The following is a 10,540-nucleotide window of genomic DNA, read 5'->3' as shown; positions in this document are numbered from 1 at the left end:
AATCGGCAGCGCACGCCAGGCGAGTCCGACGTCGCGCTAGCGATCAGACTGGGTTATCGGCTGAGGTGAATGCAAGCTTTAACCAGCCGCCAGCAGAATTTTATGAATCAAACTGTGGCGGCGGTCATTGCCGATGCTGCGAGCGCAGCCGCTGGCTGCGCTGTCGCGGCTGCGAACGGATTACTTCAGCTTGATCTCGCGCAGACGTTCTTCCAGAAAACCGTGCGCGGTAATCGGCTCGGGATAACGGCTCGGATTGTCGGCGGTGATGCACGAAGGCAGCACGTCGATCAGGAAATCCGGATTGGGGTGCAGGAAGAACGGCACCGAATAGCGCGGCTTGCGCGCCTGTTCGCCCGGCGGGTTGACCACGCGATGGATGGTGGACGGATACACATGGTTGGTCAGGCGCTGCAGCATGTCGCCGATGTTGACCACGATGGTGTCGGCGTCGGCAGTGAACGGCACCCACTCGCCATCGTTGGAGCGCACTTCGAGACCGGCCGCGCTGGCACCCACCAGCAGGGTGATGAAATTGATGTCGCCGTGCGCACCGGCGCGCACGTTGGGGATGTCGTCGCTGGTGATCGGCGGGTAGTGGATCGGCCGCAGGATCGAGTTGCCGTTGTTGGTCTTGTCGACAAAATAGTCCTGCGGCAGGCCGATATGCAGCGCCAGTGCCGACAGCACGCGCCAGCCCAGGTGGTCCAGCTGCTGGTACAGGCGATAGCCGCGCTCACGAAAGCCGGGGACTTCTTCGGGCCACAGATTCGGCGCCATCACCGCGCGGTACGGCGAATCGTCCGCGATCTCGCGACCGATATGCCAGAACTCCTTCAGATCGAAATGCTTGGAATCCTTGGCGGTCTCCACGCCGAACGCGGTATAGCCGCGCGCACCGCCGCTGCCTTCCACGTGATAGCGACGCTTGACCTCTTCGGGCAGTGCGAAGAACGCCTTGAACACGTCATACGCCGCGTCGATGTCGGCCTGCGCGATGCCGTGGTTGCGGATGCCGGCAAAGCCCCACTGCCGATAGGCCGCGCCGAGCTCGGCGACGAAGGCGTCGCGGTCGCTGTCGAAACGGGTGATGTCCAGGGTCGGGATGCGGGCGCTCATACGGATATCTGCAGTTGAAGTCGGGAAGTCGAAAGGAAGGCCTGCCGCTCAGGACAGCAGGCGATACAACAGGTAGAACGTCGCGGCCTTGGCAAAGACCACGCACACACCAATGATCAGCGACTCACGCCGCGTCACGCACGGCTCCGGAGAGACGGTCGAGCGTGTCCTGCATCAGGCCGGCGTCGTCGGCTTCCACGGTCACGCGCACCACCGGCTCGGTGCCGGACGGACGCAGGAACGCGCGCCCACGGCCCTGCACGGCGGCCTGCGCCTGCTGCAGCGCCTGCTGCACGCCGGCCGCCTCCACGATTGCCTTGGCCGCCCCGCCCCCCAGCCGCACATTGACGGTCTTCTGCGGCACCTTGCTCAGGCTGCTCAGGGCCTCGCGCAGGCTCTGCCCGTCGCGCCCCAGCGCCTCGAGCACCTGCAGCGCGCTGACGATGCCATCGCCGGTGGTGGCGCGATCCAGGCACAGCAGGTGGCCGGAGGTTTCGCCGCCCAGCGTGCCGCCGCCCTCGACCAGGGCCTGGTGCACGTAGCGGTCGCCGACCTTGGCGCGCTGGAACGGGATGTGCAATGTGGCCAGCGCCTGTTCCAGACCGTAGTTGGTCATCAAGGTGCCGACCACGGTGCCGGTGAGCCGGCCGCTGGCCTGCCAGGAGCGCGCGAGCACGTAGAGCAGATCGTCGCCATCGACCGGGTTGCCCTGGTCGTCGGCCATCAGCACGCGATCGCCATCACCATCGAAGGCGATGCCGAGCTGCGCACCGCTCTCGCGCACCTTGGCGGCGAGGTTGTCGATATGGGTGGAGCCGACACCAGCATTGATATTGAGCCCGTCCGGTGCGGCACCGATGACGACCACGTCCGCACCCAGCTCGCGAAACAGCATCGGCGCGATGTGATAGGTCGCGCCATGCGCGCAATCCAGCACCATCTTCAGGCCGTGCAGGGTGAACCCGCGCGCCACGCTGGCCTTGCAGAACTCGATGTAACGGCCGATCGCATCACGGGTGCGGATCGCCTTGCCCAGGCGCTCCGATTCCACGGTGTGGAACGGCTCGTCCAGCGCGGCCTCGATCGCCGCTTCAGTGGCGTCGTCGAGCTTCTCGCCTTCGGCAGAAAAGAACTTGATGCCGTTGTCGTAATGCGGGTTGTGCGAAGCGCTGATCACCACGCCGGCGTCGGCACGCAGGGTGTTGGTCAGGAAGGCGATGGCCGGGGTCGGCATCGGGCCGATCAGCTGCACGTCGGCGCCGGCGGCGACCAGGCCGGCTTCCAACGCGGCTTCGAACATGTAGCCGGAGATCCGGGTGTCCTTGCCGATCAGCACCAGCGGGCGCTTGCTGCGGCCCTGGGTCAGCACCCGACCGAGCGCATTGCCCAGCCGCAGCACGAAATCGGCCGAGATCACGCCCTGCCCGACCCGACCGCGGATGCCGTCGGTTCCAAAATACTTGCGACTGCTCATGCGTTGCGGTGTTCCTGCCTACGGGTGGACGCACGCGCAGCGGCGCGTGCGACGGTGTCGCGCATGCGCGCAACCACTGGCCTCATGCGGCCGCGTCCTGCGGATGCGGCTGGCGCATCATCATCGCGGTCAGATCGGCGATGCGGTCGCGCAGGTCGCGGCGGTCGCAGATCTGGTCGATGGCACCGTGGTCGAGCAGGAACTCCGAACGCTGGAAGCCTTCCGGCAGGGTCTCGCGCACGGTCTGCTCGATCACGCGCGGGCCGGCGAAGCCGATCAGGGCATGCGGCTCGGCAATATTGATATCGCCCAGCATCGCGAACGAGGCCGACACGCCACCGGTAGTGGGATGGGTCAGCACCGAGATGTACGGCAGGCCGGCTTCGCGCAGGCGACCGAGCGCGGCGGAGGTCTTGGCCATCTGCATCAGCGAGAACAGGCCCTCCTGCATGCGCGCCCCGCCGCTGGCGGAAAAGCACACGAACGGGCAGCCGACTTCCAGCGCCACTTCGGCCGCGCGTGCGAAGCGCTCGCCGACCACCGAGCCCATCGAGCCGCCCATGAAGGCGAAGTCGAAGGCCGCGGCGACCAGTGGATTGCCCTTGAGCGTGCCGCGCATGGCGATCAGTGCATCGTACTCGCCACTGCTCTTCTGGCTGGCCTTGATGCGCTCGCCGTAGCGCTTCTGGTCCTTGAACTTGAGCACGTCGACCGGGCCCAGCTGGGCGGCGATCTCGGTGGTCGCGGTGTCGGGATCGAACAGCGAGTTCAGGCGCGCGCGCGCGCGGATCGCCATATGGTGGTCGCACTTGGGACACACCTCGAGGTTCTCCTCGAGCTCGGGGCCGTACAGCGCGCTGCCGCAGTTGCTGCACTTCTCCCACAGGCCCTCGGGGACGCTGCGCTTCTTGGCCGGGGTGTTCTCGGTGCGGATGCCGGAGGGCATCAATTTGCTGAGCCAGCTCATGCGTGTATGACAATCCATGCAGGGCGGCCATGCGGGCCGCAGAGGGGCGACAGTCTAACGCGCCGGGAGAAAGCCGAGGTAGCGCGGAGGCTAAATGCGGGGCCAGCGTGGCCCGGCCAGCGCCTGCCGCGCGGGCACTCCAAGGCAGGCGCACCGGTTGCGCGCAGGCCGCGCCGCCTCCATCGCAGGGGCAATGCGGCGTTGGCTTCAGGCCTGGTCGAGCGCCTGGCGCAGCGGGGCCAGGAAGGCTTCGGCGCGTTCGCGGGCGCTGCGGACGTCGGTGGTTTCGGCCAGCGCGGCGACCAGGGCGCTGCCGACCACCACCCCTTCGGCGTCGACGGCCATCGCGGCGGCGCTGGCGGCGTCCTTGATGCCGAAGCCGGCCACCACCGGAGCGCCGGCACGCCGGCGCAGCTGGCGCAGGCGGTCGCTGGCGGCATGGGTGTCGAGCAGATTCGAGGCGCCGGTGACGCCGGCGAAGCTGACGTAGTACAGATAGCCCTGGGCGCTGCTGCACAGCATGTCCAGGCGCTGCTCGCTGGTGGTCGGCGAGGCCAGCGCGATCAGGGCCAGGCCGACCTCGGTGAAGATGGCGCGGGTCTCGGCCGCCTCTTCGGGCGGCAGATCGACCAGGAGCAGTCCATCCACACCGGCAGCGACGGCGGCTTCGGCGAAGCGCCGGGTGCCGTGGATCTCGATCGGGTTGAGGTAGCCCATCAACACCACCGGTGTGGTGGCGTCTTCGCGGCGGAATTCGTGCACCGCCTCCAGCACGTAGGCCAGGCCGGCACCACGGCCCAGCGCGCGCTCGGAGCTGCGCTGGATGGTGGGGCCGTCGGCCATCGGGTCGGAGAACGGCACGCCCAGTTCGATGACGTCGGCACCGGCACGCACCAGCGCGTGCATGACCGGTACGGTGGCTTCCAGCGACGGGTCGCCGGCGGTGATGAAGGGGATGAGCGCCTTGCGGCCATCGGCGCGCAGGCGCTGGAAGGTTTCGTCGATACGACGCATTGAAAGACCTTGCAAGAAAGTTAGAGGCGGTGCGACCGCTTCAATGGATGTCCTGGTACATGGCAGGCGGCAGTTCGGTCAATGCCTGGGCCTCGACCTCGAGGTCGAAACTGTCCAGGCAGCAGCCGCAGCCGCTGTTTTCCGAGCAGCTGCGGATCTGCGGCGCCCAGCGGTCGAGCCAGGCGAACAGCAGCTCCTGCTCGCCCGGTTGGTCGGCCAGCGCGGTCACGGTGACGCGCCGCAGTGGCATCAGACCTGCACGCCTTCGCGCGCAGCGATGGTGTGCACGTCCTTGTCGCCGCGGCCGGACAGGTTGCACAGGATCAACGCGTCCTTGGGCATCTCGCGCGCGAGCTTGATCGACTGCGCCACCGCGTGGCTGGATTCGAGCGCGGCCAGGATGCCTTCGGTATGCGCCAGCAGATGGAAGGCCGCCATCGCTTCGTCGTCGGTGATGCCCTGATAGACCGCGCGGCCGCTGTCGGACAGGAACGAATGTTCCGGGCCCACGCCCGGGTAATCCAGCCCGGCGGAGATCGAATGGGTTTCGGTGATCTGGCCGTCGTCGTCGCAGATCACATAGGTACGGTTGCCATGCAGCACACCGGGGCGCCCGGCCGCGATCGACGCCGCATGACGGCCGCTGGCGATGCCGTCGCCGGCCGCTTCGGCGCCGTAGATCTTGACGCCCGGGTCGTTGAGGAAGGCATGGAACAGGCCGATCGCATTGCTGCCGCCGCCGACGCAGGCGCTGATCGCATCCGGCAGGCGGCCGAAGTCTTCCAGCATCTGCGCGCGCGCTTCACGGCCGACAATCGCATTGAAATCACGCACCATGCGCGGATACGGATCCGGGCCGGCCACGGTGCCGATGATGTAGAAGGTGTCCTGCACGTTGGTGACCCAGTCGCGCATCGCCTCGTTGAGCGCGTCCTTGAGCGTGGCCGAGCCGGAGGTCACCGGGATCACCGTCGCGCCGAGCAGTTTCATGCGGTAGACGTTGATCTTCTGCCGCTCGATGTCGGTGGCACCCATGTAGACCACGCACTCCAGGCCGAGCCGTGCGGCGACCGTGGCGCTGGCCACGCCATGCTGGCCGGCACCAGTCTCGGCGATGATGCGGGTCTTGCCCATGCGGCTGGCCAGCAGGGCCTGGCCGATGGTGTTGTTGATCTTGTGCGCGCCGGTGTGGTTCAGGTCCTCGCGCTTGAGCAGGATCTGCGCGCCGCCCACTTCGCGGCTCAGGCGCTCGGCGTGGTAAATCGGGCTGGGCCGGCCGACGTAATGCTTGAGATCCTTGTCGTACTCGGCAATGAAGGCCGGATCCTGGCGCGCCTGGTCGTAGGCGGCAGCCAGTTCCTGCAACGGGCCGATCAAGGTCTCGGCGACGAACCGGCCACCGAACTTGCCGAAGTGGCCGGCAGCGTCCGGATAGGCGTGAAAGTCACTGATGGGCTGGGCCGACATGGGAATCCTCTGCAGCGATGCGGTCATACAAGAAGCATTACTGTAGCGCAGCCACGGCGCGCGATAAATCGATAAGATTGCCGCAACCTGTGACCTGGACTCACATATGAGCACCCTGCTTCCACCGCTGGCAGCGCTACGCGCGTTCGAATCCGCCGCGCGTCTGCAAAGCGTCAGCCGGGCCGCGCAGGAGTTGCACGTGACCCACGGCGCCATCAGCCGGCATGTGCGCTCGCTGGAACAGGCCCTGGGCGCGGCGCTGTTCACCCGCCAGGGCCGCGGCCTGGTGCTGACGCCTGCCGGCGTCCGGCTGCGCGATGCGACCGGTGAGGGCTTTGCGCTGATCGGCGACACCTGGGCGGCATTGCGGCGCCCCAGCAGCGAGGCGCCGCTGGTGCTGGGCTGCTCGGGTAGCCTGCTCGCGCGCTGGGTCATCCCGCGGCTGGGCCGGCTGCAGCGGGATCTGTCGCAGGTGCGCCTGCACCTGTCGGCCAACGAGCAGGCGCCCGGCCCGGACCTGGACGGCCTGGATGCGGCACTGCTGCTGGACACCCCGCCCTGGCCGGGCGACTGGCAGGTGCACGAGCTGGGGGTGGAGTGGATCGGTCCGGTGTTGAGTCCGCAGCTGGCATCGGCGACGCAGCTCGCTGGCAAAGCGCCCGCCGCCCTGCTCGATCACGCCTTGCTGCACACCCGCTCGCGCCCGCAGGCCTGGCCGGAATGGGCACAAAGCCACGGCGTGGCAGCCGAAGCACTGCGCTTCGGCACCGAATTCGAACATCTGGTCTACCTGCTGGAAGCCGCCGCCGCCGGCCTGGGCGTGGCGATCGCACCGCAACCGCTGGTCGCCGCGGACCTGGCCGCCGGACGCCTGCTGGCGCCCTGGGGCTTCACGCCAACCCGCGGCCGCTGGGTATTGTGCGCCGCGAGGCGCAACCCGGATCCACGCATCGACCAGCTTGCCGGCTGGTTACGTAGCGCGCTTTCAGAAGATCAGCAGCGCACCACGGATGCCGCAGGCGCCTGATTGGAACGCTCAGTGATCGGAGAGACTACGACTAAGCAATCAATCATCGGAGGACACGAAAAATCTAGGGCAATCAAAAAAACGAAGCAGACTGCCTACTCCGATTCCCCAATCCCGATTCCCGATTCCCGAATCCCCAACTCACCCCATCTCGTGACAATCGGCCCGGCGCACTTCTTCGACGAACTTGCGCATCATGTGGCCGTCCTTGATGCCGGGCGCCAGCTCCACGCCGCTGGACACGTCCACACCCCATGGCAGCGTTGCCACGATCGCATCGAACACGTTGTCGGCGGTGATGCCGCCGGCCAGCAGAAACGGGCGATGCAGGCCGGTCGGCAGGCGCGACCAATCGAAGGTCTTGCCGGTACCGCCGCCTGCACCGGGCGCATGGCTATCGAACAGGAAACCCGCGGTATTGGGGAAGGCGAGCTGCAAGGTTCGCGCGTTGGCGTCCTCGCCATTCATCCCGCCGCTGCCCATCGGCACCGCCTTCAGATAGGGCAGGTTGAAGCTGCGGCAGAACGCGTCGTCTTCCTCGCCATGGAACTGCAGCAAGGTCGGACGTACGGTGCGCACCACCTCGCGCACTTCTTCCTTGGAGTTGTTGCGGAACAGCGCCACCACATCGACCATCGGCGCAGTGGCCTGGCGCATCGCGCGGGCTTCGGCCGGCGCCACGCGGCGCGGGCTGCCATGCGCAAAGATGAAACCTACCGCGTCCACACCCAGCTCGCCGGCCAGTCGAATATCACCGGCGCGGGTCATGCCACAGAACTTGATACGGGTGCGGTACAGCGATCGATTCATTGGGTTACCTCAGCGGGCAGATGCCACTCTGCGGGATACAGCGGCCCGACGAAGACCAGGCCTTGTGGCGGCGCTGTCGGCCCGGCCACCGTGCGGTCGCGGCCGGCCAGCAACGTCGCGATCCAGTCGCCCGGTTGTTCCCCGGTTCCGATCAGGATCAGCGAGCCAACAATATTCCGCACCATGTGATGAAGGAATGCATTGGCCTGGACCTGCACCTCCACCACCTCGCCGATGCGTTGCACGCTGATGGCCTGCAGGTTGCGGCGTGCATGCAGAGCCTGGCACTGCACGCTGCGAAATGCGCTGAAGTCGTTCTCGCCCAGCAAGGCCTGCGCGGCTGCGTGCATGGCATCGGCATCCAGCGGGCGCCGTTCCCAGCTCAAGGTCTGGCGATACAGCGCCGGGCGTATCTGCCGATTCAGCAGGCGATACCGGTAGCGGCGTGCGCGTGCGGAAAACCGCGCATGGAAGTCGGCGGCGGCCGGCACGCACCAGCGCACCGCAATCGAGGGCGGCAGGCGCGCAGTGGTGCCCAGCATCCAGCCACGCGGCTCGCGGCGCGCATCGCTGTCGAAATGCACCACCTGGCATTCGCCATGCACGCCGGCATCGGTGCGGCCTGCGCACACCACCTGCACCGGGGCATCGGCCACCGAGGACAGCGCCGCCTGCAGGCTGGCCTGTACGCTCGGCCCGCCATGTTCGCCCAACTGCTGCCAGCCCTGAAACTCGCTGCCGTCGTACTCCACGCCCAGCGCGTAACGCATCGGAACCTGCCTGTTATCGAATCGATGGAGCGCGCGGACTAGCCGACCGCGCGCTCGGACCACACTGCCAGCGTGCTACCGCCCGGCTCGCGGAAATGAAAGCGGCTGCCGCCGGGAAAGCCGAACACCGGCTTGACGATCTCGCCACCGGCGGCAAGGATCTGCTCGGCCATGGGCTCCAGCGCGTCGGCATACAACACGACCAGCGGGCCAGCGTCTGCCGGCGCTGCGGCAGTGGCGCGATAGAAACCGCCGTCCAGACGACCGTCGTTGAAGGCCAGATAATCCGGGCCATAGGCCTGAAACTGCCAGCCGAACACGGCTTCGAAAAAGGTGCGGCTGGCCTCCAGATCGAGCGAGGCGAATTCCACGTAATCGATGCGGCGCTCGCGTGCGGCGGCCATGCTGTCCAGCGCCGGGCTCATGCCAGGCGTTCCAGCAGTTCGGCGGCCTCCGCGCGGCTGGCCTCGTCGCCGGTTGCGGCGACTTCCAGCAACAGGCCGCGCGCAGTGTCCCTGTCACCAAGGTCCATGTAGGCCACGGCCAGCTCCAGACGATCGCGCCCTGCCGAGACGAACTCCCTGCTGTTCACCGCGCTGGGCGCAGCGGCCGGGGCGATAGGCACCGGGTCGATCTCCGGGCTGTCCTGCGTGGCGACCGAGGCAAGCGGTACGCCCGGCGCGCGATCGTTGCCGGCGCGCGTGGCGTCTACGTCCTGCGGCTGGCCGTACGGAAGCTCCGCAGGCGCGGACCTCACCTGCTCCGGCACCGGTTCCTCAGGCGCAGCGAACTCCGGCTGCACCACCGGAGGCGCTGGCGGCGTCGCACGCAGCGAGCGCCAATCCTCGCTGGCAACCACCGGCGGCGCTGCGACAGGCTCGGACAGCAGCGGTTCGCGACGCAACACATCGGACAGCGGCTGTTGCGCCTGGTAGGCGCGCTCGTCTTCGCGCAGATCCGCCTGCTCGAATTCGGTTTCATGCAGCACATCGTGCTCGCTGGGCACGGTGGCCTGTGCATCGTCCTGTAGCGCCGTGGCGCCGGCAGGCACGATGTCGAACTGACGCTGCGGCAACGGCGGCAGCGGCGAGGGTTTGCGCCGACGTGCCGCCAGCCAGGCGACGACCGCCGCGACGATCAACACCAGGCCACCGATCAGCCACAGCGGGAACCCGCTGCCCTGCTGTGCCGCGGCCGGCGTTTCGGACAAGCGCTTCTGCGCGGCCGCCAGGTCGGTGTCCTTCATTGCGATCAAGGCTTGCTGTTGCTGCTTGAGCTTTTCCAGATCGGCCACGCGGGTGCGCAGATCCTGCAATTCCGCATCGCGGGTGGCGATGTCTTCCCTGGCCTGTTGCAACTGTTGGTTGGCCGCCATGTCGCCCTCGCCTTCGGCACTGGTGCCGGACGTGGCGCCGGCGGTGTTGGTCTGACTCGCCACTGCCGGGGCGATCTCGAGCCGCGCGCCGGCACCTGCCGGCGTCGCGACAGCTGGGGCAGGTGCCGGCGTTGCAGCAGTGGCACCGGCCTCGGCCGGCTGTGGAACCGCCGCGCGCGCCTGTCGCCACTGCGCGGCCTGCTCGCGCACCATCACTGCCGCTTCGGCAGCGCCGACCTGCGCCAGCGCATCTTCCTGCGGGGTGCGCAGCACCGCACCCTGCTTCAAGCGATTGATGTTGCCGTCGATGAAGGCATCCGGGTTGGTGCGCAGCAACGCCAGCATGGTCTGGTCGAGCGAATGCCCGCTGGAACGGGCCACCGCGGCAGCGATCTCCGACAAGGTCTGGCCCGAGCGCACCGCCGGCAACGCATCGCCGGCCGGCACCGGCGCGGCAGCGCGCGTGCTGGAACGCGTGCCGGGCGCCGCCGCGTCGGCGGCCTGTCCGGCGCGCTCG

Annotated in this window: 11 protein-coding genes; 1 reads left to right on the top strand and 10 read right to left on the bottom strand. The window is 67.8% G+C overall.

The features are described 5' to 3' along the window. Positions 1 to 180: 180 nt before the first annotated feature. From XARJCFBP2528_RS01990 to trpB, 6 genes are all read right to left on the bottom strand, one after another. Positions 181 to 1,119, bottom strand: coding sequence for an isopenicillin N synthase family dioxygenase (locus XARJCFBP2528_RS01990; RefSeq protein ID WP_047124251.1), 939 nt, complete (start codon positions 1,117 to 1,119; stop codon positions 181 to 183). A 124-nt stretch (positions 1,120 to 1,243) separates the two neighbouring features. After that, entirely contained in the window at positions 1,244 to 2,593 is a 1,350-nt protein-coding gene (glmM, locus tag XARJCFBP2528_RS01985) for a phosphoglucosamine mutase (protein ID WP_016902983.1), read from the bottom strand. A gap of 82 nt (positions 2,594 to 2,675) precedes the next feature. Further along, the gene (accD, locus tag XARJCFBP2528_RS01980; protein WP_016902982.1) at positions 2,676 to 3,560 is read right to left on the bottom strand and encodes an acetyl-CoA carboxylase, carboxyltransferase subunit beta; all 885 of its coding nucleotides are present in this window, start codon (positions 3,558 to 3,560) and stop codon (positions 2,676 to 2,678) included. Between the two features lie 207 nt (positions 3,561 to 3,767). Further along, a complete protein-coding gene (gene trpA, locus XARJCFBP2528_RS01975) occupies positions 3,768 to 4,574 on the bottom strand; it encodes a tryptophan synthase subunit alpha (protein WP_016903689.1) in 807 nt (268 codons plus the stop codon). 40 nt (positions 4,575 to 4,614) lie between these two features. Next, positions 4,615 to 4,824: a hypothetical protein gene (locus XARJCFBP2528_RS01970; protein WP_016903690.1), complete on the bottom strand. Its 210-nt coding sequence runs from the start codon at positions 4,822 to 4,824 to the stop codon at positions 4,615 to 4,617. Next, complete coding sequence (gene trpB / locus XARJCFBP2528_RS01965) at positions 4,824 to 6,041, bottom strand: tryptophan synthase subunit beta (protein WP_016903691.1); 1,218 nt, start codon at positions 6,039 to 6,041, stop codon at positions 4,824 to 4,826. Before trpB ends, XARJCFBP2528_RS01970 begins: the two co-directional genes overlap by 1 nt. Positions 6,042 to 6,147: 106 nt before the next feature. Between trpB and XARJCFBP2528_RS01960 the strand changes: the two genes are divergently transcribed. After that, positions 6,148 to 7,068, top strand: coding sequence for a LysR family transcriptional regulator (locus XARJCFBP2528_RS01960; protein WP_016903692.1), 921 nt, complete (start codon positions 6,148 to 6,150; stop codon positions 7,066 to 7,068). A 141-nt stretch (positions 7,069 to 7,209) separates the two neighbouring features. Here XARJCFBP2528_RS01960 and XARJCFBP2528_RS01955 read toward each other — a convergent pair whose 3' ends face one another. The 4 genes from XARJCFBP2528_RS01955 to XARJCFBP2528_RS01940 form a co-directional block, all read right to left on the bottom strand. After that, positions 7,210 to 7,878 (bottom strand): phosphoribosylanthranilate isomerase, encoded by a 669-nt coding sequence (locus XARJCFBP2528_RS01955; protein ID WP_016903693.1) that lies wholly within the window; start codon positions 7,876 to 7,878, stop codon positions 7,210 to 7,212. Then, on the bottom strand, positions 7,875 to 8,648 hold the full coding sequence (truA, locus tag XARJCFBP2528_RS01950; protein WP_016903694.1) for a tRNA pseudouridine(38-40) synthase TruA: 774 nt from the start codon (positions 8,646 to 8,648) through the stop codon (positions 7,875 to 7,877). Before truA ends, XARJCFBP2528_RS01955 begins: the two co-directional genes overlap by 4 nt. A gap of 38 nt (positions 8,649 to 8,686) precedes the next feature. Continuing rightward, complete coding sequence (locus XARJCFBP2528_RS01945) at positions 8,687 to 9,073, bottom strand: VOC family protein (protein WP_016903695.1); 387 nt, start codon at positions 9,071 to 9,073, stop codon at positions 8,687 to 8,689. Continuing rightward, a partial coding sequence (locus XARJCFBP2528_RS01940) for a FimV/HubP family polar landmark protein (RefSeq protein WP_080959807.1) occupies positions 9,070 to 10,540 on the bottom strand: 1,471 nt, incomplete at its 5' end. The genes XARJCFBP2528_RS01945 and XARJCFBP2528_RS01940, both read right to left, overlap by 4 nt.

The sequence above is a fragment of the Xanthomonas arboricola pv. juglandis genome (assembly GCF_001013475.1).
In the GTDB taxonomy this organism is placed as follows: Bacteria; Pseudomonadota; Gammaproteobacteria; order Xanthomonadales; family Xanthomonadaceae; genus Xanthomonas; species Xanthomonas arboricola.
This window is presented reverse-complemented; position numbering and strand designations above follow the sequence as displayed.

Excerpts from the sequence above, each read along its gene's own strand:
- XARJCFBP2528_RS01945 (WP_016903695.1), bottom strand. The coding sequence starts at position 9,073 with ATGAGCCCGGCGCTGGACAGCATGGCCGCCGCACGCGAGCGCCGCATC.
- XARJCFBP2528_RS01970 (WP_016903690.1), bottom strand. The coding sequence starts at position 4,824 with ATGCCACTGCGGCGCGTCACCGTGACCGCGCTGGCCGACCAACCGGGC.
- XARJCFBP2528_RS01990 (WP_047124251.1), bottom strand. The coding sequence starts at position 1,119 with ATGAGCGCCCGCATCCCGACCCTGGACATCACCCGTTTCGACAGCGAC.
- trpB (WP_016903691.1), bottom strand. The coding sequence starts at position 6,041 with ATGTCGGCCCAGCCCATCAGTGACTTTCACGCCTATCCGGACGCTGCC.
- truA (WP_016903694.1), bottom strand. The coding sequence starts at position 8,648 with ATGCGTTACGCGCTGGGCGTGGAGTACGACGGCAGCGAGTTTCAGGGC.
- accD (WP_016902982.1), bottom strand. The coding sequence starts at position 3,560 with ATGAGCTGGCTCAGCAAATTGATGCCCTCCGGCATCCGCACCGAGAAC.
- glmM (WP_016902983.1), bottom strand. The coding sequence starts at position 2,593 with ATGAGCAGTCGCAAGTATTTTGGAACCGACGGCATCCGCGGTCGGGTC.
- trpA (WP_016903689.1), bottom strand. The coding sequence starts at position 4,574 with ATGCGTCGTATCGACGAAACCTTCCAGCGCCTGCGCGCCGATGGCCGC.
- XARJCFBP2528_RS01960 (WP_016903692.1), top strand. The coding sequence starts at position 6,148 with ATGAGCACCCTGCTTCCACCGCTGGCAGCGCTACGCGCGTTCGAATCC.
- XARJCFBP2528_RS01955 (WP_016903693.1), bottom strand. The coding sequence starts at position 7,878 with ATGAATCGATCGCTGTACCGCACCCGTATCAAGTTCTGTGGCATGACC.